The organism is Ruegeria sp. N7 (assembly GCF_056531345.1).
Window position 1 is genome coordinate 20,461 of record NZ_JBQFLR010000018.1, and the last position, 22,892, is coordinate 43,352.

General features: G+C 58.3%; 25 protein-coding genes. 15 read left to right on the top strand and 10 right to left on the bottom strand.

All coding sequences use genetic code 11. The annotated features are described in order from the left end of the window. The first annotated feature begins 44 nt into the window (after positions 1-44). The 14 genes from rpsM (at position 45) to ACR0ES_RS16865 (ending at position 13,168) form a co-directional block, all read left to right on the top strand. Entirely contained in the window at positions 45-413 is a 369-nt protein-coding gene (rpsM, locus tag ACR0ES_RS16800) for a 30S ribosomal protein S13 (protein WP_209505862.1), read from the top strand. Positions 414-428: 15 nt separating this feature from the next. Continuing rightward, positions 429-818: a 30S ribosomal protein S11 gene (gene rpsK / locus ACR0ES_RS16805; protein WP_170462414.1), complete on the top strand. Its 390-nt coding sequence runs from the start codon at positions 429-431 to the stop codon at positions 816-818. Between the two features lie 114 nt (positions 819-932). Next, entirely contained in the window at positions 933-1,949 is a 1,017-nt protein-coding gene (locus tag ACR0ES_RS16810) for a DNA-directed RNA polymerase subunit alpha (protein ID WP_209598874.1), read from the top strand. A gap of 175 nt (positions 1,950-2,124) precedes the next feature. Beyond that, a complete protein-coding gene (rplQ, locus tag ACR0ES_RS16815; RefSeq protein WP_480871362.1) occupies positions 2,125-2,547 on the top strand; it encodes a 50S ribosomal protein L17 in 423 nt (140 codons plus the stop codon). Between the two features lie 110 nt (positions 2,548-2,657). Continuing rightward, positions 2,658-3,065, top strand: a complete 408-nt coding sequence (locus ACR0ES_RS16820; RefSeq protein WP_480871363.1) for a hypothetical protein — start codon at positions 2,658-2,660, stop codon at positions 3,063-3,065. Positions 3,066-3,130: 65 nt separating this feature from the next. After that, complete coding sequence (locus ACR0ES_RS16825) at positions 3,131-4,516, top strand: trypsin-like peptidase domain-containing protein (RefSeq protein ID WP_480484767.1); 1,386 nt, start codon at positions 3,131-3,133, stop codon at positions 4,514-4,516. Between the two features lie 3 nt (positions 4,517-4,519). Then, entirely contained in the window at positions 4,520-5,830 is a 1,311-nt protein-coding gene (locus ACR0ES_RS16830) for a replication-associated recombination protein A (RefSeq protein ID WP_480774299.1), read from the top strand. A 186-nt stretch (positions 5,831-6,016) separates the two neighbouring features. Next, positions 6,017-7,060 (top strand): RluA family pseudouridine synthase, encoded by a 1,044-nt coding sequence (locus tag ACR0ES_RS16835; protein ID WP_480871364.1) that lies wholly within the window; start codon positions 6,017-6,019, stop codon positions 7,058-7,060. Further along, positions 7,057-7,728 (top strand): HAD-IA family hydrolase, encoded by a 672-nt coding sequence (locus tag ACR0ES_RS16840; RefSeq protein ID WP_480508505.1) that lies wholly within the window; start codon positions 7,057-7,059, stop codon positions 7,726-7,728. Before ACR0ES_RS16835 ends, ACR0ES_RS16840 begins: the two co-directional genes overlap by 4 nt. A gap of 3 nt (positions 7,729-7,731) precedes the next feature. Next, entirely contained in the window at positions 7,732-8,439 is a 708-nt protein-coding gene (locus ACR0ES_RS16845; protein WP_480871365.1) for an ATP12 family chaperone protein, read from the top strand. 205 nt (positions 8,440-8,644) lie between these two features. Then, positions 8,645-9,661: an amino acid ABC transporter substrate-binding protein gene (locus ACR0ES_RS16850; protein WP_480474036.1), complete on the top strand. Its 1,017-nt coding sequence runs from the start codon at positions 8,645-8,647 to the stop codon at positions 9,659-9,661. A 128-nt stretch (positions 9,662-9,789) separates the two neighbouring features. Beyond that, positions 9,790-11,058, top strand: coding sequence for an amino acid ABC transporter permease (locus ACR0ES_RS16855; protein WP_480474035.1), 1,269 nt, complete (start codon positions 9,790-9,792; stop codon positions 11,056-11,058). A 1-nt stretch (position 11,059) separates the two neighbouring features. Continuing rightward, positions 11,060-12,364, top strand: coding sequence for an amino acid ABC transporter permease (locus tag ACR0ES_RS16860; RefSeq protein ID WP_480484763.1), 1,305 nt, complete (start codon positions 11,060-11,062; stop codon positions 12,362-12,364). Positions 12,365-12,376: 12 nt separating this feature from the next. Beyond that, on the top strand, positions 12,377-13,168 hold the full coding sequence (locus ACR0ES_RS16865) for an amino acid ABC transporter ATP-binding protein (protein WP_480484762.1): 792 nt from the start codon (positions 12,377-12,379) through the stop codon (positions 13,166-13,168). Positions 13,169-13,212: 44 nt separating this feature from the next. Here ACR0ES_RS16865 and ACR0ES_RS16870 read toward each other — a convergent pair whose 3' ends face one another. From ACR0ES_RS16870 to ttcA, 8 genes are all read right to left on the bottom strand, one after another. Then, positions 13,213-13,710 carry a SixA phosphatase family protein gene (locus ACR0ES_RS16870; protein WP_480774297.1) on the bottom strand — a complete coding sequence of 166 codons (498 nt, stop codon included), beginning with the start codon at positions 13,708-13,710 and terminating at the stop codon, positions 13,213-13,215. Further along, positions 13,707-14,393: a ferredoxin gene (locus ACR0ES_RS16875; RefSeq protein WP_480774296.1), complete on the bottom strand. Its 687-nt coding sequence runs from the start codon at positions 14,391-14,393 to the stop codon at positions 13,707-13,709. Before ACR0ES_RS16875 ends, ACR0ES_RS16870 begins: the two co-directional genes overlap by 4 nt. 22 nt (positions 14,394-14,415) lie before the next feature. Continuing rightward, positions 14,416-15,279: an acetylglutamate kinase gene (gene argB, locus ACR0ES_RS16880; RefSeq protein WP_480774295.1), complete on the bottom strand. Its 864-nt coding sequence runs from the start codon at positions 15,277-15,279 to the stop codon at positions 14,416-14,418. Between the two features lie 60 nt (positions 15,280-15,339). After that, positions 15,340-15,993, bottom strand: coding sequence for a ribosome biogenesis GTP-binding protein YihA/YsxC (gene yihA, locus ACR0ES_RS16885; protein ID WP_480559544.1), 654 nt, complete (start codon positions 15,991-15,993; stop codon positions 15,340-15,342). Further along, on the bottom strand, positions 15,990-16,727 hold the full coding sequence (locus ACR0ES_RS16890; RefSeq protein WP_480484758.1) for an MOSC domain-containing protein: 738 nt from the start codon (positions 16,725-16,727) through the stop codon (positions 15,990-15,992). The genes yihA and ACR0ES_RS16890 overlap by 4 nt, the downstream gene beginning before the upstream one ends. Then, positions 16,724-18,553, bottom strand: a complete 1,830-nt coding sequence (gene yidC / locus ACR0ES_RS16895) for a membrane protein insertase YidC (RefSeq protein WP_480484757.1) — start codon at positions 18,551-18,553, stop codon at positions 16,724-16,726. The genes ACR0ES_RS16890 and yidC overlap by 4 nt, the downstream gene beginning before the upstream one ends. A 126-nt stretch (positions 18,554-18,679) precedes the next feature. Then, positions 18,680-20,215 carry a putative bifunctional diguanylate cyclase/phosphodiesterase gene (locus ACR0ES_RS16900; RefSeq protein WP_480871366.1) on the bottom strand — a complete coding sequence of 512 codons (1,536 nt, stop codon included), beginning with the start codon at positions 20,213-20,215 and terminating at the stop codon, positions 18,680-18,682. A 65-nt stretch (positions 20,216-20,280) separates the two neighbouring features. Beyond that, positions 20,281-21,174 carry a tRNA 2-thiocytidine(32) synthetase TtcA gene (gene ttcA, locus ACR0ES_RS16905; RefSeq protein WP_480774293.1) on the bottom strand — a complete coding sequence of 298 codons (894 nt, stop codon included), beginning with the start codon at positions 21,172-21,174 and terminating at the stop codon, positions 20,281-20,283. 114 nt (positions 21,175-21,288) lie between these two features. Here ttcA and ACR0ES_RS16910 point away from each other — a divergent pair, with 114 nt between their 5' ends. Continuing rightward, positions 21,289-22,224: an alpha/beta fold hydrolase gene (locus ACR0ES_RS16910; RefSeq protein ID WP_480871367.1), complete on the top strand. Its 936-nt coding sequence runs from the start codon at positions 21,289-21,291 to the stop codon at positions 22,222-22,224. Here ACR0ES_RS16910 and yidD read toward each other — a convergent pair. Together yidD and rnpA are read right to left on the bottom strand one after the other, a co-directional pair. Continuing rightward, positions 22,221-22,454, bottom strand: a complete 234-nt coding sequence (gene yidD / locus ACR0ES_RS16915; protein WP_209598859.1) for a membrane protein insertion efficiency factor YidD — start codon at positions 22,452-22,454, stop codon at positions 22,221-22,223. The two genes, ACR0ES_RS16910 and yidD, sit on opposite strands and share 4 nt — an antisense overlap. Next, positions 22,451-22,876: a ribonuclease P protein component gene (rnpA, locus tag ACR0ES_RS16920; RefSeq protein WP_480833386.1), complete on the bottom strand. Its 426-nt coding sequence runs from the start codon at positions 22,874-22,876 to the stop codon at positions 22,451-22,453. The genes yidD and rnpA overlap by 4 nt, the downstream gene beginning before the upstream one ends. Positions 22,877-22,892: the final 16 nt, after the last annotated feature.

Here is a 22,892-nt window from a genome sequence, read left to right on the forward strand (position 1 = left end):
AAGGTTCCGGAGTTACGGAACCGCAACAAAAAGGAAAGTGACACGTGGCACGTATTGCCGGCGTAAACATCCCGACTGCAAAGCGGGTTCCAATCGCCCTCACATATATCACCGGTATCGGCAACACCTCGGCCAACGCAATCTGCGAAGCCGTGGGCATTGAAGCGCACCGCCGCGTCAATGAACTGTCGGATGCCGAAGTTCTGGCCATCCGTGAACATATCGACGCCAACTACACCGTCGAAGGTGACCTGCGTCGCGAAGTTCAGATGAACGTCAAGCGTCTGATGGACCTGGGCTGCTATCGCGGTCTGCGTCACCGCCGCAACCTGCCGGTTCGCGGTCAGCGTACCCACACCAACGCTCGTACTCGCAAAGGCCCCGCAAAGGCCATTGCCGGTAAGAAGAAATAAGGGAGGGTCTGACCGATGGCACGCGATAAGACTCGCATCAAGCGCAAAGAGCGCAAGAACATCGCATCGGGCGTTGCCCATGTGAACTCGACCTTCAACAACACCAAGATCCTGATCTCGGACGTACAGGGCAACGCCATCTCGTGGTCGTCTGCCGGTACCATGGGCTTCAAGGGATCGCGGAAATCTACTCCGTATGCCGCGCAGATGGCTGCGGAAGACGCAGGCAAGAAAGCGCAGGAACATGGCGTCAAGACGCTGGAAGTCGAAGTTCAGGGCCCCGGTTCGGGCCGTGAATCGGCTCTGCGCGCACTGGCTGCCGTGGGCTTCAACATCACGTCGATCCGCGACGTGACACCGATTGCTCACAACGGCTGCCGTCCGCCGAAGCGTCGTCGCGTCTAAGCGATCTGGAATTAAGCTGGGGCTGTGTTTTTGCACGGCCCGAGCACGTCATTTTGAACCTCGGGCGTCTGCACCTTGTTGGTCATGGGGCGCGGGCAGGAATGGAGGGATTACATGATCCACAAGAATTGGGCAGAATTGATCAAGCCGACCCAGCTGGAAGCCAAGCCGGGCAACGACCCTGCGCGTCAGGCGACCCTGGTTGCCGAACCGCTGGAACGTGGTTTTGGTCTGACCCTGGGCAACGCCCTGCGTCGCGTTTTGATGAGCTCGCTGCAAGGCGCGGCCATCACCAGCGTCCAGATCGACAACGTCCTGCACGAGTTCTCGAGCGTGGCGGGTGTGCGTGAAGACGTCACCGACATCATCCTGAACCTCAAGCAGGTTTCCCTGCGCATGGAAGTCGAAGGCCCCAAGCGCCTGTCGATCAATGCCAAAGGCCCGGCAATCGTTACGGCTGGTGACATCAGCGAAAGCGCAGGCATCGAGGTTCTGAACCGCGATCACGTCATCTGTCACTTGGATGACGGCGCCGACCTGTTCATGGAGCTGACCGTCAACACCGGCAAGGGTTACGTTTCGGCTGAAAAGAACAAGCCGGAAGATGCGCCCATCGGTCTGATCCCGATCGACGCGATCTATTCGCCGGTCAAGAAAGTCGCCTATGACGTTCAGCCGACCCGCGAAGGCCAGGTTCTGGACTATGACAAGCTGACCCTGAAGATCGACACCGATGGTTCGATCACCCCCGATGACGCACTGGCCTACGCCGCGCGCATCCTGCAGGATCAGCTGTCGATCTTCGTGAACTTCGATGAGCCGGAATCGGCTGGTCGCCAGGACGAAGATGATGGTCTGGAGTTCAACCCGCTGCTGCTCAAGAAAGTGGACGAGCTGGAACTGTCGGTCCGTTCGGCAAACTGCCTGAAGAACGACAACATCGTCTATATCGGCGACCTGATCCAGAAGACCGAAGCCGAGATGCTGCGCACCCCGAACTTCGGCCGCAAGTCGCTGAACGAGATCAAGGAAGTGCTGTCCGGCATGGGTCTGCACCTCGGCATGGATGTCGAGGACTGGCCGCCCGACAACATCGAAGATCTGGCAAAGAAATTCGAAGACGCGTTCTAAGCATCTTCGACTGCGGCGGCGGGGCCAACCTGCCGTCGCAGGTTTTGTACATTTTGGACCAATCGGGTCCGAAAGCCGGTACAAAACGTACAATCCGGGCAATCCCGCCCCAAGGTGAGCTTCTGACACGCATCGGAAGCCGGACAAAGCAAAACGCGAAAGAAGGAATTGAAAAATGCGTCACGCACGTGGTTACCGCCGCCTGAACCGTACTCATGAGCACCGCAAGGCTCTGTTTGCAAACATGGCTGGCTCGCTCATCGAACATGAGCAGATCAAGACAACTCTGCCCAAGGCAAAAGAACTGCGCCCGATCATCGAAAAACTGATCACCCTGGGCAAGCGCGGCGACCTGCACGCCCGCCGACAGGCCGCAGCACAGCTGAAAGAAGACAAAGATGTCACCAAGCTGTTCGAAGTTCTGGGCCCCCGCTATGCCGAGCGTCAGGGCGGTTATGTCCGCATCCTGAAAGCAGGCTTCCGCTATGGTGACATGGCTCCGATGGCGATCATCGAATTCGTCGATCGCGACATTGATGCCAAAGGCGCCGCGGACAAAGCCCGTACTGCTGCCGAAGAAGCCGCAGCCGAAGAATAAGCACTAAGGTCATCGACCTAATGCGCCTGCCCGAGCAATCGGGCAGGCTTTTTTTGTGCCTCAGCCAGCCGATTGTCATCATGTGGTTTGTCCATTAAGTTCAAACCGTTATGACAAATAAACCTGCAACTGGATACTCGGGCAAACCGCTCTGGTCGAAACTGGGTTTCAAACCCGGATATGCGGTCCGCACGCTCAACGCTCCTGCCCATTATCCCAACCTGGCAGCCGGTGCCGACGGTGTTCTGTTCGACCCTGCAGCCGATCCTGCGGATGCGGTTCACATGTTCCTGAACCATCCGGACCAGATCGCCGAATTGGCCGCTGAGCAAATCGCCCACATACGGAGCGGAGGAATGCTGTGGGTCTCCTGGGCCAAGAAATCTTCGCCCCTGCACGCAGGTGTGACCGAGGATATGCTGCGCAGTGAAATCCTGCCGCTGGGCTGGGTCGACGTGAAGGTTTGCGCGATTGACGCCGATTGGTCCGGGCTCAAGTTCCTGCGCCGCCGAAGCTGAGCGCGCGGCTTGCATTTATTGCCTTTGCCCCGCATATCCCAAAGATAATCAAATCCGGAGCCCCCATGATCCGCGCATCCTTTATCTCTCTTATGCTTGTCATGGCCCTGCCAGCATTTGCCGAAACCCGCGTCCCGCAATCGCAGTCCGAAATCTCTCTGGGCTTTGCTCCGGTGGTCAAAAAGGCCTCGCCTGCGGTGGTGAATATCTACGCCAAGATCGTGCGGCAGGGGCGGGCCAGCCCGTTTTACTCGGACCCGTTCTTTCGGGATTTCTTTGGCGGCAGCCTGGGAACGCCGCAGCCGCGGGTTCAGAACTCGCTGGGCTCCGGGGTCATCCTGTCTGAAGATGGTTACGTTGTGTCCAACTACCATGTTGTAGGCTCGGCGACCGAGATCAGGGTCGTGACAACCGATCGGCGCGAGTTTTCTGCCACGGTCGTACTGGGGCACGAAGAAAGCGATATTGCGATCCTGCGTCTGGAAGAGGCGCAAGATCTGCCCTACCTGACCCTGCGCGATTCCGATCAGGTCGAGGTTGGCGAACTGGCCCTTGCCATCGGCAACCCGTTCGGGGTGGGGCAGACGGTGTCCTCTGGCATCATCTCGGGCTTGGCGCGTACAGGTACGGCGACGGGCAATGCGCGCGGGTATTTCATTCAGACAGATGCAGCGATCAATCCGGGGAATTCCGGCGGTGCGCTGATTGATGTGAACGGGGACCTTATCGGGATCAACACCTCTATTCTAACACGCTCGGGCGGGTCGAATGGCATCGGTTTTGCCATCCCCGCAAATCTTGTGGCCGAGTTTCTGAAACAGGCCCAGCAGGGCAATGACAGTTTTATCAGCCCCTGGGCAGGCATGACCGGTCAACATATGAGCGCGGATATTGCTGAATCCCTTGGTCTTGCCATCCCGCTGGGTGTTGTCATCTCGGACCTTCATGACCTTAGCCCGCTGCGCGAGGCGGGGCTTAAGGTGGGGGACGTCGTGACCCATGTGGACGGGGACGAAGTGAACTCGCCAGCCGAGATGAAGTTTCGCATGTCCGTAGCGGGGGTGGGGGGAACATCGGTTCTGACACGGCTGCGCGGCACCCAGAGCGAAGAGGTTGAGGTGGCACTGATCAAAGCGCCGGAAACCCCCGCCGCTGAAAAGACGACATTGGATGAAGACACTGTCCTGCCGGGGCTGGTGGTGTCCCGCGTCAACCCTGCGGTGATCTCCGATATGGGCTTGCCACTGTCCCAGACAGGTGTCGTTGTTGTTGATCCCGGCCCCTATGGTGGACGCGCGGGTTTGCGATCGGGGGATATTCTTGAAAGCATCAATTCCAATGACATCGAACGTCCTGGGGATGTGGAGAATGCGCTGACAGATCCGGGTCGTCGTGTGCAGATGGGTCTTCTGCGCGGTGGCCGGTCAGTCTCATTGCGGTTCCGGCTGTAACCCGTGAGCGATCTGTTCGATACCGGGCCAACGGAACCCACCGCTGCGCCACACCGTCCCCTGGCGGACCGGTTGCGCCCGCAGTCACTGGCCGAGGTCATCGGTCAGGAACAGGTTCTTGGCCCGGATGCGCCGCTGGGGGTCATGCTGGCGTCAGGCAGTCTGTCCAGCCTGATCTTCTGGGGGCCGCCCGGTGTCGGCAAGACGACGATCGCACGGTTGCTGGCGCAGGAAACCGATCTGCAATTCGTTCAGATCAGTGCGATTTTCACCGGTGTTCCGGATTTGAAGAAGGTTTTCGAAGCGGCCAAGATCAGGCGCCAGAACGGGCAGGGGACCTTGCTGTTCGTGGACGAGATCCACCGCTTCAACAAGGCGCAGCAGGACGGGTTTCTGCCGCATATGGAGGACGGCACGATCCTTCTGGTCGGGGCAACGACCGAAAACCCGTCCTTTGAGCTGAACGCCGCGGTTCTCAGCCGGTCGCAGGTTCTGGTGCTGGAACGGCTTGGCCTTTCCGATCTTGAACGCCTGACCCAGCGCGCCGAAAAAGAGCTGGACCGCGCGCTACCGTTGACACCCGCAGCCCGCGATGCGTTGCAGGAAATGGCAGATGGTGACGGGCGGGCGTTGCTAAACCTGATCGAACAGGTCTCGGCCTGGAAGGTGGATGCGCCACTGGACACGGACGCTCTGTCGACGCGGCTGATGCGGCGGGCGGCGAAATATGACAAGTCGGGCGATGAACATTACAACCTGATTTCAGCCCTGCACAAATCGGTGCGCGGGTCCGACCCGGATGCGGCGCTGTACTGGTTCGCGCGAATGCTGACAGGGGGCGAAGACCCGCGCTATCTGGCGCGTCGGATCACACGGATGGCGGTCGAGGATATCGGCCTGGCCGATCCGCAGGCACAGGCCATTTGCCTGCAATCCTGGGAAACGTATGAGCGGCTCGGCTCTCCCGAAGGTGAGCTGGCGCTGGCGCAGGCGCTGGTCTATCTGGCCCTGGCCCCGAAATCCAACGGTGCTTATGTCGGCTATAAGGCAGCGATGCGGCTGGCCAAGCAATCGGGCAGCGAGCCACCGCCCAAACATATCCTGAATGCCCCTACATCAATGATGAAGGATCAGGGATATGGTGCCGGCTATGCGTATGACCATGACGCCGAAGACGGGTTTTCCGGTCAGAACTATTTCCCTGAAACGATGAAACGCCCGGTTCTGTATCAACCGGTCGAGCGTGGGTTCGAGCGTGAGCTGAAAAAGCGCCTCGATTACTTCGCCAAGCTTCGGACCCAGCGCAACAGCTAGGCTGGCTGGGAATGTATTGATCGTGCCGAGAAGTGGCGGGCGGTGCTGAGCCCCCTCGAACGCCAAAGGTTCCTGTCTGATACCTTGACTCTTGCCGCATTGCGCGCGAGAGACCCCCATGATTTCTGGGACACGGACAAAGACACAATCCGGGCGGATCACCCGCGCGGCGCAAGGGGCAATGGCATGAGTGGCGTACAGATGATTACAGTCGCTGAAGGGGACGGCGATCAGCGTGTGGACCGCTGGTTGCGCCGCCTGTTCCCGCATGTCAGCCAGGGCCGCATCGAAAAGATGTGCCGCAAGGGAGAACTGCGTGTGGATGGCAGTCGGGCCAAGGCCTCGACCCGATTGGAGGTCGGGCAGGTGGTTCGTGTACCGCCATTGCCGGGGCCTGATCACAAACCGGTTGAGGTCAGGCATCGTATCTCGGATGCGGATGCCAAGATGATCCAGTCCTGCGTGATCTACCGTGATGATCACATTCTGGCCCTGAACAAGCCGCAGGGCCTGCCGGTACAGGGCGGCAGCGGGCAGACCCGGCATGTCGACAGCCTGTCCGAGGCGTTGCGGTTTGGGTATGACGAAAACCCGCGTCTGGTTCACCGCCTGGACAAGGACACGTCAGGAGTTCTGCTGCTGGCCCGCACGCGCGAAGCCGCGAAGGGGCTGACAGCCGCTTTCCGTCACCGCGATACACGCAAGATTTACTGGGCGCTGGTTGCAGGTGTTCCCACGCCATATCTGGGTGAAATCAAGACGGGTCTTGTGAAAGCAGCCGGTCATGGCGCCCACGGCGAGGGTGAAAAGATGATCCCCGTCCATATGAACGAGATCGACAGCACCCCCGGTGCGAAACGGGCACATACACATTATGCGACCCTCTACCGGGTGGCCGGGCGCGCCGCTTGGGTGGCGATGGAGCCAATCACGGGCCGCACCCACCAACTGCGCGCGCATATGGCAGCGATCGGTCATCCGATCATCGGCGACGGCAAATATGGTGGCTCGGGGCAGGAAAACCTGGGTGATGGCTGGGGCGCGCAACTGGGTGGGATCATCAGCAAAAAGCTGCATCTGCACGCGCGGCGACTGTCATTCCTGCATCCGATAACGCGCAAACCGGTAACGGTGACTGCGCCCTTGCCGGAACATATGAAACACAGCTGGGACACCTTCGGCTGGACCGAGGATCTGGCCGCCGACGACCCGTTTGAGGCGCTGCAATGAGCGCACCGCTGCGGCTGGTTTTGTTTGATGTCGATGGCACTCTGGTCGACAGTCAGGGCAGTATCGTTCACGCCATGACCACCAGCTTTCAGGCCGCTTCGGTCCCTGTACCGACGCGAGAGGTGATCCTGTCCATTGTCGGGCTGTCCCTGCCACATGCAATCGCACGGTTGGTGCCGGACCAACCTTCCTCGGTCCAGAACGATCTAGTTGAAGGGTACAAGGAAGCTTATCATGCGCATCGCTTGGATTTGGGCGCGGCCAGCTCTCCGCTCTATCCCGGTGCGAGAGAGGCGATTGAAGCTTTGCACGCCGTGCCCGAAGTGCTTCTTGGGGTGGCAACCGGCAAATCCCAGCGCGGACTTGATGCGTTGATCGAAGTACATGGGCTTGAGCGCTACTTCGTCACCCGGCAGGTCGCCGACCACCATCCGTCGAAACCGCATCCTTCCATGGTGCAGGCCGCGTTGGCCGAGACCGGTGTCGAATCCGACTGCGCGGTGATGGTCGGCGATACAAGCTATGACATGGACATGGCCGCCGCTGCCGGGGTGCGCGGCATCGGCGTGGCATGGGGGTACCATGATCGGTCTGCTTTGACCTCGGCCACCTGCATGATTGAGACCTTTGACCAGTTGCCCACTGCGCTGGCCGGGATATGGAACTGAAACATGAGTGACTGGAAACCGAAACGCTTCTGGAAAGAAAGCCGGATTACCGAGGTCGACGGCGGGTTTACGGTTGAACTGGATGGCCGCCGCGTCAAGACCCCTGCCAAAGCGGCGTTGATCCTGCCGACCCGCGCCATGGCCGAAGCGGTTGCGTCAGAATGGGATGCCCAGCAGAGTGAGGTAGATCCGTCGACGATGCCATGCACCCGTTCGGCGAATGCGGCAATCGACAAGGTTCGGTCCCAGCACGGGGAAGTTGCCGATATGCTTGCGGATTACGGCGATTCTGATCTGCTGTGCTATCGAGCGACACATCCAACAGAGTTGCAGGAACGTCAAAGCGCCGAATGGGATCCGGCACTGGACTGGGCCGAGGCTGCGCTGTCTGCTCGCTTGCAGCCGGTTATAGGTGTGTTGCACAAGCCGCAATCTGCCGCTGCCCTGTCGGCGCTGCGTGCTCGCGTCCATGCGCTGGATGCGTTTCAACTGGCGGCGTTCCACGATCTGGTCAGCTTGTCGGGGTCATTGATTCTCGGGTTTGCGGCGGCCATGGATTGGCGCGAACCGGCGGAAATATGGCGCATTTCGAGGTTGGACGAAACCTGGCAGATCGAACAATGGGGTCACGATGACGAGGCCCATGCGGTTGCCGAAACGAAGAAAGCCGCATTTCTGCATGCTAAACGCTTCTTTGATATGTCGGTTTGATCCTTATTTTCCGATTTTTGGCCAAATGTTCAAATTGGTTGGGGTCTGATCCATCGTTTTCGATGATCCGACCCTTGACGTTTGTTTATGAATACGCCCAAACTCAGTGCCACTAAAGGGGAGACACCTTTGGAGTAACCTATCCGGCATCCACTTGCCGGGCAGAGCCGCCTCTGATGGGGCGGGAAATCAGGAAGAGGTAAAAATGAAAAAATCCGTAATCTTGGGCGCGGCAACGATTGCCGGTCTTGCTGCTGGCGCAGCCGTGGCAGGGACCGTTGACGACGTTAAAGCGCGCGGCAAGCTGAACTGTGGTGTGACCACCGGTCTGGTTGGCTTTGCTGCTCCTGACGCCAATGGCGAATGGCAGGGCTTTGACGTATCTCTGTGCCGTGCCGTTGCTGCTGCTGTTCTGGGCGATGCAAGCGCGGTAGAATTCGTTCCGACCACCGGTAAGACACGTTTTACCGCTCTGGCCTCGGGCGAGATCGACATGCTGGCGCGGAACACCACCTGGACCTTCAGCCGCGACGTCGACCTGAAGTTCGAATTCACCGGTGTGAACTACTATGACGGTCAGGGCTTTATGGTTCCCAAGGCACTGGGCGTAAGCTCGGCCAAGGAACTGGACGGCGCAACCGTTTGTATCCAGACCGGCACCACAACCGAGCTGAACCTGGCGGACTTCTTCCGTTCGAACAACATCAGCTACGAACCGGTTCCGATCGAAACCAACGCCGAAGCACAGCAGCAGTACCTGGCTGGCGCATGTGACGTTTACACCACCGACGCTTCGGGTCTGGCGGCAACCCGCGCCACATTCGAAAACCCCGGTGATCACATCCTGCTGCCTGAAATCATCTCGAAAGAGCCGCTGGGCCCGCTGGTCCGTCACGGCGACCACGAGTGGGGCGACGTTGTGCGCTGGACTCTGAACGCGCTGATCTCGGCTGAAGAACTGGGCGTAACCTCGGCCAATATCGATGAACTGGCCGCTGGCACCGAAAACCCCGAAATCAACCGCCTGCTGGGTACCGAAGGCACCCTGGGCGAGATGCTGGGTCTGAACGCTGACTGGGCAGCCAAGGCGATCAAAGCCGGCGGCAACTATGGCGAAGTGTTTGCCAAGAACATCGGTGAAGAAACCCCGATTGGTCTGGCACGCGGCCTGAACGCACAGTGGACCGAAGGCGGCCTGCTGTACTCGCCGCCGTTCCGCTAATATCGACGGAGAAGGGCGCAGGGCAACCTGCGCCCTTTTTCCATCCATAAGAATCACGCCCGTACGGTTTTGAGCAGGGATCAACTCTGCCGACATATTTACGGGATGCACGGGGATATACATAGGTCATGACGACTCTCACTGACCCGCCGAAGGAGCAGTTCCGGCTGTCCATGCTCCTTTATGATACGCGGTACCGATCTGCGACCATTCAGGTCATTGCAATGATTGGTTTTATGCTTCTGGCAGCCTGGATCATTTCCAATACCATCCAAAACCTCGAAGCGCTTGGAAAACCGGTTGAGTTCGGCTTTTTTGCAGAACCGGCCAGTTACGATATCAACCAACGCTTGCTTGAATACGATTCGCGCGACAGTCACTTGCGCGCGGCCTTTATCGGCTTGCTGAACACGCTGGTTGTGGCGGTTCTTGGTTGTATCACAGCAACGATAGTCGGTGTTTTGGTTGGTGTTCTGCGCCTGTCCAACAACTGGCTGGTTGCGCGGATCATGACCGTCTATGTCGAGATGTTCCGCAACGTACCTGTGCTGCTGTGGATCGTTCTGGCCATGGCCATTCTGATCGAAAGCCTGCCAGCACCAAGGGCGTTCCGTGGAGAAAACCCAGAAGCCACGATGAATCTGTTCGATTCTGTCGCAGTGACCAATCGCGGGGTCTATATCCCGGAGTTCCTGTTCTCGCGCAGCCTGGGTGATATACACATCTTCGGTGCGTCGAGCCTGCGGTTCGATATCTCGCTGGACCTGATCGCCATTCTGATCGTGCTTGGTGGCAGCATCTTTGCGATGCGCAAGGTGTCCGCCTGGGCACAAGCCAAGCAAGAGGCATCCGGTGATCGTCCGACTATCTGGCACATCCAGCTGGGTATTCTGTTTGTGCCGATGATTGTCCTTCTCACCATCTTGGGGTTTCACCTTGGTTTCCCTGAGCTGAAAGGCTTCAACTTTACCGGCGGCACACATTTGCGTAACTCGTTGATCGCGCTGTGGCTGGCCTTGTCGCTTTACACGGCGGCCTTCATCGCCGAGATCGTTCGTGCGGGTATCCTGGCCATCTCAAAAGGCCAAACCGAAGCCGCATCGGCGCTGGGTCTGCGCCCGGGCCGGACCATGCGCCTTGTGATCCTGCCGCAGGCATTGCGGGTGATCATTCCGCCCATGATCTCGAACTATCTGAACCTGACCAAGAACTCGTCACTGGCGATCGCGGTCGGGTATATGGACATCACGGGGACCCTTGGCGGCATCACCATGAACCAGACCGGTCGCGAGCTGGAATGTGTTCTGCTGTTGATGCTGGTCTATCTGTCCATCTCGCTGAGCATCTCAGGGGTGATGAACTGGTACAACAACCGTGTAAAACTGGTGGAGCGGTAATATGAGTGATGTTTCATTTGTCCGCACGGAAATGCTGCCCGAGCAGGCACCGCCTGCTTCCGAGGTCGGTGCGCTGGGATGGGTCAAGCACAACCTGTTCTCAAGTTGGTTTAACACGATCCTGACGGTGGTTTCGCTTTATGCGATCTACTACGTGCTGTCAGGTGTTCTGCCATGGATTTTCCAGTCCGTGTGGAATGCCGACTCTCTCAACGAGTGCCGCGAGATCATGATGGCCACCTGGGGGTCGACCCATGGGCACGCCTGCTGGGCGGTTATCAATGACCGATGGTTACAGTTGCTGTTCGGCTTCTATCCAAGCCATCTGTACTGGAGACCGATCCTTGCGCTGGTTCTGTTGCTGGTCGCATTGGCGCCGGTTCTGTATTCGGATCGCGTCCCAACCAAGATGCTGATCTTCACGGCAATCTACCCGTTCCTGATGCCGTTCCTGATGTGGGGCGGAACCATCTGGGGGCCAATCTCGGCCGCGCTTGGGTTTGTCGTCGGTTGGTTCGTGTATTCGGTCCTCAGCAAGCAGGTGAGTGAACTGGTGGGTATGATCGGTGCGGTCGTTGCCGCAGTGATCTGGTGGCTGGTGCTGTCCAGCTATTTCACGGGCGCGTTGGACTCGGTTCTGCCGATTGGCATCGAAGCTGTTGAAAGCCGTCAGTTCGGTGGTTTCATGCTGGCGATCCTGCTGGGCGTTGTGGCCATTGGTGTCTCACTTCCGATCGGCATCGTTCTGGCGCTGGGGCGTCAGTCGGACCTGCTGATCGTCAAATACCTGTGCGTGGGCTTTATCGAGTTCATTCGCGGTGTGCCGCTGATCACCTTGTTGTTCGTGGCGTCGCTGCTTCTGAACCTGTTCCTGCCGCCAGGCACCAACTTTGACATCATCTTGCGGGTGATGATCATGATGACCCTGTTCTCGGCGGCCTACATGGCCGAGGTGATCCGGGGTGGTCTGGCTGCCCTGCCACGAGGACAGTACGAAGGCGCCGACAGTCTGGGCCTGAACTACTGGCAGGCGCAGAGGCTGATCATCATGCCGCAAGCCCTGAAAATCTCAATTCCGGGCATCGTGAGCACATTCATCGGGATCTTCAAGGATACGACGCTGGTGTCGATTATCGGGTTGTTCGACGTGATCGGATTGGCATCTGCTATCCGCGCCGACACAGCCTGGAACGGCATCTATTGGGAACTGTTCGCGTTCATCGCGTTCCTGTTCTTCATCGTCTGCTTCTCTATGTCCCGTTATTCCATGTATCTGGAGCGCAAGCTTCAGACTGGCCACCGTTAAGGAGTTCAACACATGTCTGAACTTGCAATTGACCGCGAAATCGACCGTTCCAAAATGCAGGTGAGCGACGAGGTCGCCATCGAAATCACCAACATGAACAAGTGGTACGGTTCCTTTCACGTGCTGCGCGACATCAATCTGACCGTCAATCAGGGCGAGCGGATTGTTATTGCGGGTCCGTCCGGGTCAGGGAAATCTACCCTGATCCGCTGCCTGAACGCGTTGGAGGAACACCAGCAGGGCACGATCATCGTGGATGGGACCGAGCTGTCGAATGACCTCAAGAACATCGACAAGATCCGGTCCGAGGTTGGCATGGTGTTCCAGCACTTCAACCTGTTCCCGCACCTGACCATTCTGGAGAACTGCACGCTGGCCCCGATCTGGGTGCGCAAGACGCCCAAGAAAGAGGCCGAAGAGCGCGCGATGCATTTCCTTGAAAAGGTGAAAATCCCCGAGCAGGCCGACAAGTATCCTGGTCAGCTTTCGGGTGGTCAGCAGCAGCGTGTGGCAATTGCCCGCTCGCTGTGCATGATGCCGCGGATCATGTTGTTCGATGAACCGACATCGGCGTTGGACCCCGAGATGATCAAAGAGGTGCTCGACACCATGATCGAGCTGGCCGAAGAAGGCATGACGATGCTGTGCGTGACGCACGAGATGGGCTTTGCCCGTCAGGTTGCCAACCGTGTGATCTTTATGGATGCGGGCCAGATCGTGGAACAGAACGAACCGGAAGAGTTCTTCAATAATCCGCAAAGCGAGCGGACCAAACTGTTCCTCAGCCAGATTCTGGGACACTGAACGGCTCAAGATGGTGGAAAGGCGGGGTTTTGCCCCGCCTTTTTCTATTCCAGCAACTCTCGCGCGGTGGTGAAGCCCAGCACGGTGCCCATATGCCATCGCACGTCCGACCAGCTGTCGGCGTTGAATGTCATCACAGTGGTTGCACAAGTCGGATAATCGAAAAAGCGCATGTGATCCGGTGGCCGTTGCACAAGGCGGTTGGCGAATTCGGCGATTCCGGGGTTATGGCCCAGCATCAAAACAGTCGGTTCCGTGGCACCTGCTAACTCGCGCAACATGTCTTCGGCGCCGGCGTGGTAGAGCACATTGTGAAAGCGGACCTTATCGGCCGTTAACCCCATCCGGTCCCATGTCTCGCGAGTGCGGGTTGACGTCGAGCTTAGCACTTCATCCGGCAGCCAGCCGTTATCGCGCAGCCATGCACCAATGGCCGGGGCTGACCTGCGCCCACGCTTGCTCAGGGGGCGTTCATGATCGCCAAGTCCTGGGTTATCCCAGCTGGATTTGGCGTGACGCGTCAGGATCAGAGTGCGGGTCATGACGGGTGAAAAGCCCTCATATGATGGGCTGATTGTTCGGGGTCGCGCCCTGCGCCCGCGCTGAGCGGGCAGGCGAGGCGGGCCAGACAGCCGCCTGTCATGCAGGTTTGACCCTCAGTGGTATCAAGATGGTCGTGGCAGGCTGCAAGGTCATAGAAGTTTTGCGCGTTCAGCGCGCCGACAGGGCAGGCCGTCGTGCACGGAGCGGCGCAGGTGTTACAGGGGGAAACGCCGGGTGTTTCTGGGATGGCAAACTCATGGGCGAAATGCAGTGCGCCGCGATATGAGATCATCATACCGACCGTGTCATGTACCAAAGCCCCCACCGGGCTGCTGAAGGTGCGTCCCGATTTCAGGGCCCAGTCGATGAAAGGCGCATAGGGCGGACCACCAAAGGGGAAATAGGCCTGTGCACCGAACGCATGTGCCATCTGGCCGACGATTCTGGTTGACCAGCGGTCTACTGGATCAGGCCCCCGCCATTCGGGCGAGGCTTTCAGAGCAGACCAGAAATCAGAGCCTGCGCCCAGCAAGATCAACGTGCCAGTGTCAAGTTGCCGGGCCGCCACGCGATGAGGATGCAGCGCACCCATGACAATCAACCCCGCCTGACGCGCCGCGTGTTCTACGCGGCCATAGGTTGCCGCATCCGGAACTGAGGAAGGTTGCGCAAGGTCTGTCATCTTCCCTCGGCTGTTGCTGCGATCAGTCTGGCCGTATCAGCGACCCGGCGCCATGTTCCGTGAACAGTTCAAGCAGAACCGCATTTGGCGCGCGCCCGTCAAGTATCACGACGGCCCGAACGCCGCTGTGCAGGGCATCGAGGGCCGTTTCGGTCTTGGGGATCATACCGCCCGCGATGGTGCCTTCGCGGGTCATCTCGCGGATCTGGCCGGCTTTCAGCTCGGTCACCACATCGCCCGCCGCGTTCTTGACGCCCGAGACATCAGTCAGCAGCAGAAGGCGGTCAGCTTTCAATGCCGAGGCAATCGCCCCGGCAGCCGTATCGCCGTTCACGTTGAACGTTTCACCCTCACGGCCCGCGCCCAGAGGGGCGATGACCGGGATCACATCATGTGAGAACAGATCATGCAGGACTTTCGGGTTCATCTCGGACGGGGTGCCGACATAACCCAGAGACGCATCCGTCTGGTCGCAGATCATCAGGTTTGCATCCTTGCCCGACAGACCCACGGCCGAACCGCCCTGTCCATTGATAGCCTGAACGATGCGCTTGTTCACCAGGCCAGACAGAACCATCTCGACAACTTCGACGGTTGCCGTGTCGGTCACGCGCTTGCCGTTCACAAAGTCGGACTGGATATCAAGTTTGTTCAGCATCGCGTTGATCATCGGACCACCGCCATGCACGACAACCGGGTTCACGCCGACCTGCCGCATCAAGACGACATCGCGGGCAAAGCTCTCCATCGCCTCGTCACTGCCCATGGCATGCCCGCCCAGCTTTATGACGACGATGGCCCCATCATAGCGCTGCAGATAGGGCAATGCGCTGTTCAGAGTTGCTGCGGTGGCGATCCAGTCCCGGTTCATGTCACGTGTCTTCATTGCTAAGGTCCCTCTGACCGTCCGTGTTAGGGCCTTTGCACCGCGCTGCCAAGGGCGAAGCTATTCCAGATGCGCAATGATCGAGCGCAGGGTCGGAATCCCGTCGCCTTTTTCGGACGAGGTCAGGACGATTTCCGGGAATGCTGCGGGATGTTTGGACAAAGCCGCACGGGTTTGTTCCAGAACCTTCTCGCGCTCGTTGGCCTTGACCTTGTCGGCTTTGGTGAGAACGCATTGAAAGGTCACGGCACTGGTATCCAGCAATTTCATGATTTCAGTGTCGACCGGTTTTACCCCGTGGCGCGCATCGATCAGGACAAAGGCACGGCGCAGTGTCTGACGGCCGCTCAGGTATTGCTTGAGAAGCTTCTGCCATTTTTCAACCACGTTAACCGGTGCATTGGCATACCCATAGCCCGGCAGGTCCACCAGATAGAGGTCCGGGCCTTGCGTGAAAAAGTTGATTTCTTGCGTGCGGCCAGGTGTGTTCGAGGCACGCGCCAGACCCTTTGTTCCGGTTAGCGCATTGATCAGGCTGGATTTTCCGACATTCGAGCGACCGGCAAAGCAAACCTCCAGCCGGTCAGGAGCGGGCAGGCCCGTCATGGCGACTACGCCTTTGACAAATTCAGACGGGCCGGCAAACAGTTTGCGACCGCGTTCTTTTGCGAAGTCATCCGGCTCTTCGGCCAGCGGAAACGGAAGCGTGGTCATAACACCTCCAGGGTATCATTCAGGCGGATTTCACCACCCTGAACAACCTCGGCATAGACGCCGAAATCCTGATGATCCCAGCTGTTCAGCGCGCCCAGAGTATCCGCGTCGCGTTCGCCGGTTTCCGGATTTGCGGTGGTGGCCAGACAGCGGACTATACGCTCGCGAACCCGGAGCACGGTTTCGCCAATGCGAAGGTCTCGGCCCAGCCAGTCGAATTCATCCCACTCAGGCAGACCTTCGAACCAGATGTTCCCGCGCCATCGCGCCGCAGACAAAGACTGGCCCAGCTTTTGTTCAACAGCGCGATGAGACGCCATGTTGCACAGGCTGATTGACGGGAAATCGGTATCGGTCATGCCGCGCCCGGGCACCCGGACAATTCGGGCGGACGCAGCGCGATCCGTGGGCATAAGCGGTTTTACCCAGTCCAGGAAAACCGATTCTTCTGTGTCAGGATGAAAGCTCAGATTCGGGCGGTCCGGGTGGTGCAACGTGACCTGCTCGCCGTCCAGTTTCGCCCAAATCGCCATAAGCTTGGGGGCTTTTGAACCGCGACTGAAATTCACACACGGGGCCCATTCCGTTCCGTCGGTCTTGGCCGCTTCATGGGCAACGGCCCAAACGCGATCCCCGGGCATGGTCTGCCCGGGGTTGAGGGTAATCTGGCTCAGGGCTTCACGCCCATGGCTTTTGATCGGGTGACGCCAAAGGCCTGAAACTGTTCCGCTCATTTCTTGTCCGTGTTCGGCAATCGCTTAAATCCGGATTTGATGTTTCCGAACACGTCCGGCGTATAGCCCTGACTGCGCATGATCAGATACTGTTGGGTAAAGGTGATCGTGTTGTTCGCAATCCAGTACACGACCAGACCGCTGGCAAAACCGCCCAGCATGAACATGAAGACCCACGGCATCCACGCGAAGATCATCGCTTGTGTGGCATCGGTTGGTGCCGGGTTCAATTTCTGTTGCAGCCACATCGAGATTCCCAGCAGCAGCGGCAGAATACCGATAAAGATAAGCGCCATCAGGGTGTCCGGCTGCGGGCCGGCCCAGGGTAGCAAGCCAAAGAGGTTCATGATCGAGGTCGGGTCAGGTGCGCTCAGGTCCTGGAAGGGGCCGAACCACGGTGCCTGACGCAGTTCGATCGTGACGAAGATCACCTTGTACAGTGAAAAGAAGATCGGGATCTGTAACAGGATCGGCAAACAACCGGCAGCGGGGTTCACCTTTTCCTTCTTGTACAGCTCCATCATGCCCTGCTGCATCTTCTGACGATCGTCGCCCGCGGCTTCCTTCAGGGCTTCCATCTGCGGCTGCAGTTCCTTCATCTTCGCCATCGAGACGTAGGATTTGAAGGCCAGCGGGAACAGGATTGCCTTGATGATCAGCGTCAGGCCGATAATGGACCAACCCATATTGCCGATCAGTGCATGAATGTTGTGCAGCAGCCAGAAAATCGGCTTGGTCAGGAAGAAGAACCAGCCCCAGTCGATGCTGTCGATGAATTTCTGCACACCGTCAGCCTGGTATTCGCGGATGGTCTCCCACTCTTTTGCACCCGCAAACAGCTGGGTTGTCACCTGCTCGGTCGCACCCGGTGCCACGGTCAGCGTCGGAAGTACCGTTTCTGTCTGGTAAATCTTGCGACGCGAGTCGTATTTGGCAGCCGCCTTGAACGCAGAACCGGGTTCCGGGATCAGCGTGGTCATCCAGAAGTGATCAGTGAACCCGATCCAGCCGTTTTCCTTGACCTGAAACACCTCGGCCTGAGCGCGCTCGTCCGGGTCGATATCGAAATCACGAACGTCGCCATAGTCCACTTCGGTCAGAGTGCCGTCGGCCATACCGATCACACCCTCATGCAGAATGAAGAAGTTCTTCAGGTCCGGCAGGTCCCCGTCTTCGCCAATGCCGTGGCGCGCAAGAATGCCATAAGGTGCCAATCCAATTTCAACCCCGGTGGCGTTTTCGACAGATTGCGTGACCGTGAACATATAGTTCTCGTCGACCGCGATGGTGCGGCGGAACGTCAGTCCATTGCCGTTTTCCCAGGCCAGCGTCACAGGTGTGTCAACACCCAGGGTTTCGCCCTGCTCAAGCGTCCAGATGGTATTTGGTCCGGGAACATCTGCACCGGTCAGGCCCGCGCCAGGAGCCCAGCCATAGAGGGCGTAATAGGCGGATTGCGATCCGACTGGCGACAACAACTCGACAATCGGAGAATCCTCGGCCAGCGAGACCTTGTAGTCTTTCAATGACAGCTCGTCGATCCGACCGCCAGCAAGCGACAGGCTACCGGTCAGGCGGGGCGTGTCGATATTGATGCGGGGCGCTTCGGCCTCGGGTTCAGCTTCGGCAGCTGCCGCAGTTGCCTCTCCGACAGTACTGGTGTCGGCCGCACTGGGCGTCTGAACCTCACTGCCTTCGACGCTGGTTACTTCAGCCTGATCCGGGGTTGTCGTCTGTTCCGGAGGGGGGAACAGCACGAACCAGACCAGGATCACGATAAAGCTGAGCGCGGTTGCGAGGATAAGGTTCTTGTTCTGATCGTCCATCGGGGACAGCCACCTTGAGCAGTGAAAGACACCCGCAGGGTTCAACAGAGTGCAGACCCAAAGGTCAAGCGGAATCGCCCGTCATTTCGTCACGGAGGGGTCTTCTTTACCGCGATTTCCGGTTCCCTACCGCGTTTTCCGCCCGATTTTGGGAACACCGTCGACCTTGTTGCGGTAAGACGTGATCCAATCCTTGGTTTTTTCGAATGGCATGGGCTTGCCGATGCCAAATCCCTGAACATGATCGCAACCCAGTTGGGCCATCAAAGCGTGCTCACCCGGCGTTTCGACACCTTCGGCCAGAGTTTCCAGATGCAAACGTTCTGCCATCATCAGAATGGCGCTGGCAAGCTGTTGCTGGCTTGGGTCCAGATCCGCTTTGGCAACAAAAGACCTGTCGATCTTGATGCGCGATACGTTGAACCGTTTGATAGAACCGATCGAGGCATGTCCTGTCCCGAAATCGTCCAGATCAATACAGCACCCCATTGCGGCAAGCCTGGTGACGTTGCGGGTTATGACATCGTCGGGCCGTCTGGAGAACACGGTCTCCAACACCTCGACCGCCAACCTGTCAGGGGTCAGATCGAATTGATCCAGTTCCCATTTCAGACGGTCGATCAGGCCCGGATTGCGCAGTTCGTCAGATGAAAAGTTGATCCCGATGCGCGGCACCGACAGCATGGACCGATCCCAGTCGCGCATTGCGGAAAAGGAATGATGCCGCATGGCCTGACCCAACCGGTCCATCAGTTCGGCCTGTTCGGCAAAGGGCAGGAACACATTGGGGGCAAGAACCCCTTTTTTCGGATGTTCCCAGCGGGCCAGAGCTTCAAACCCGCTGATACGCCCGGTATCGGTTGAGATCTGGGGTTGAAACCATGGACGGATCTCACCGCTGTCCAGCGCCGCTTCGAATTCTTTGCGCAAGTTGATCCTGACCTGTGCCCGTCTGCGCGTCTGAGAGGAAAAAGCGCGAATCGTGGATGGCCCGTTTTGTTGTGCCTCCAAAAGGGCGTTATTTGCGGCCTCCTGCCAATCGATTGCAGAGCCGTCAGTGATATTGCTGCTCAGGCAAAAGCCGATGGAACAGGACATATACACGCCGGTGCCATTCAGCATGATGGGATCTTCTACGGCGTTTTGCATACGGCCCGACATCTGAATACAAGCTTCCAAATCCAGTTGCCGTGCCGGATGCAGAACAACCATCATCCTGTTTCCACCCATCCGGGTTGCGCAATCATTTGAGCGGATCATGGACAAAACGCGCGAGCAGAATTGCTGTGCAACGTGGTTTGCCGCCGCCTGTCCGTGCAGATCAAGCAATTGCGTAAAGTCATCCAGAACCACCGCGAAACAGGCCGAGTTTTCCCCCTTCAGGCGGGCGTCGGCAAATACCTTCTCCAAAACTGTTTCAAACTGGTCCTTTGACAGCAGACCGCCTGGACGCCAAAGCCCCTTACGCGACGGATTGGCTGCGAACGCATTGATGCCTGCGACGATCAGAGGCAAAACCAGGGCCAGTGCAACCAGGGCCTGTTCTCCCCCAATCCAGAATGCACTCAGACAAAGCGCCGGAACAAAGGCCAGCGCGGCTGGGCCGCTCAGAACGGTTTTCAACGAATGGACAAAACGGTCGGTAAGGGGATGGTTCCGCATCAGCTTTCTGGCCTTGGGCATGATCTGCACAAGGCAAAGCCTATGAAACCAGTCTGAGTCAGTCGTTAACGCAGAAGCGGAATCTCTTCCAAATTCCCGGAATTTTCGTTGGAATTTAGCGAAAGGTTAATGAAATCAAATAGCTTTCCATCCAGAAGGTGCGATGGCCGCGCATTTGTTAACGCTCGGAACATAACCTGTCGCCGACCCGGGCTGTTCTTTTCCCATTGATCCAGAATCTGTTTGACCTGCTGGCGCTGCAACCCATCCTGACTGCCGCACAGGTCACAGGGAATGATCGGGTATTGCATCGCCTTTGCAAATTTCTCGCAATCGGCTTCGGCGACATGGGCGAGCGGGCGGAATACAAAAAGATCGCCTTCTTCATTCACCAGTTTTGGCGGCATCGTGGCCAGGCGGCCGCCGTGGAACAGGTTCATGAAAAATGTCTCAAGGATATCGTCGCGGTGATGCCCCAGGACGACCGCCGAGCATCCCTCCTCGCGCGCGATGCGATAGAGGTTGCCACGGCGCAAACGGGAACACAGGGCGCAATAGGTCCGGCCCTGCGGAACCTTGTCCATCACAACGGAATATGTGTCCTGATATTCGACCCGATGCGGTACGTCCATTCGACCCAGAAACTCGGGCAGGACCGTGGCCGGAAAGCCCGGCTGGCCCTGATCCAGATTGCAGGCCAGCAGATCGACAGGCAACAGGCCCCGCCATTTGAGCTCGTAGAGAACGGCCAGCAATGTATAGCTGTCCTTGCCACCCGAAAGACAGACCAGCCAGCGGGGTGGCTTGCCATCCTTGTCGTGGGCGGACGGATCCACCATCCCGTATTGCTCGATCGCTTCGCGGGTCTGGCGCACAATACGTTTACGCAGCTTCTTGAACTCGGTTGTCGAGGGCGCGCCGGCAAACAGCGGGTGGATATCGTCTGCATCATCAAACATGCGCCGTGGTTACAGCGGACCGAAGGCCCGGGCAAGGCGTAGAAGCAGGATCAACCGCGTTTGGAGCGTAGTTGCACCCGTGTTACCCTGCGCGTATTTTTCAGGAGGTATATTATGGACTACTTCTTTTCGGTCCGCGCCCGCAGCGGCGATCACTATTCAAACAAGATGGGTGCCGCGCGATATCTGGCTATTCCGGGAAATGTCGGGCAACCGGCACGGCAGCATGAAATACCGCAGTCTCAATGGATAAGCCGGATTCAGGCCGAAGCCGGGGCGACGGCTAACGAGAATGGGCATATTGTCGTCTTCGTGCACGGGTTCAATACCGAGCAATATCAGATGCTGGAACGTCACCGCAAAATTCGCACCGGTCTTGAGGCGCATGGCTTTAACGGTGTGGTCATCAGCTATGATTGGCCAAGCGATGGATCGGTTCTGGGCTATAACGCTGACCGGGCTGACGCGCGGCGTGCGGCAGAAAAATTGTTCAGTCACGGGATCACGCGGCTGTCCCGGATGCAGACCGCGGATTGCCGGTATAACGTCCATGTTCTGGCGCATTCCATGGGCACGTTCTTGGTGCGCGAAGCCATGGATTATGCCGATGACGACCATGAAACCGCGCAACACAGCTGGATGACCAGCCAGATCGCGTTTGTCGCGGCGGATGTATCCGCGAAATCGTTCCGCGACGGCAGTTCCAAGACCTCCTCTCTGATGCGACGTTGTACCAGGCTGACATGCTATTACAGCCCCTTTGACGAGGTTTTGTCGATTTCAGAGGTCAAGCGTGTCGGAGTATCGCGCCGACTGGGCCGTGTCGGAATGCCAAACGACCGGCCTGAGAAAGCGGTTAATCTGTATTGCGGGTCCTATTTCAAAAACACCCGCGATGAATACGGGGATGGGCCTTCGGCGACACACAATTGGTATTTTGATTCGCCCCGGTTTTTCGAAGACCTGCACCATACGTTGATGGGGAAACTGGACCGAGAGGTCATTCCGACCCGCAGCTTCACCGACCGCGGCAACCTGGCGTTGACTTAAGGGTCGGCATTGTCGGGCACCGGATCGTAACCGTCACCGCCCCAGGGGTGGCACCGGCAAATCCGGTGCGCAGCCAGCCACGATCCCCGGATCGCGCCATGTTTTTCCAATGCTTCCAGTGCATAGGCCGAGCATGTGGGCTGATAGCGGCAGTTGAAACCAACCCAGGGGCTGAAAATCAGCCGGTACGCGCGAACGGGCAGGGCGACGATATGGGACAGGAAGGTCATTTGCGATCCGCATGCACTTTGCGAAGCGCATACCGCAAGTCGCTCAGCAGGACGTTATAAGGAAGATCGGCGGTTACATCAGCCCGCCCGATCAGCACATAGTCCCAACCTTCAAGACCAGACACAGGCAAGACGGCCCGTGCGACTTCTCTCAGGCGGCGCTTGGCACGATTGCGGGCCACGGCATTGCCGACTTTCTTTGAGCAGGTAAAGCCAACGCGCAGCCCCACCGCTTCATCCGGAGCGCGTCTGCGGGCCTGCACCATCATCGAAGACGTTCCCTGCCTGCGCGCGCGGGCGGCTTTCAGGAAATCGGCTCTTTTTTTCAGGATCGTCAGGGATGTGGGTAGACAAACAGAAGCCGCCGGGGGCGTATTCCCGGGGTGGTTCTTACCATCCTCAGGGGCCTCCGGCGGCGTCATGTTCATACCCTGATCG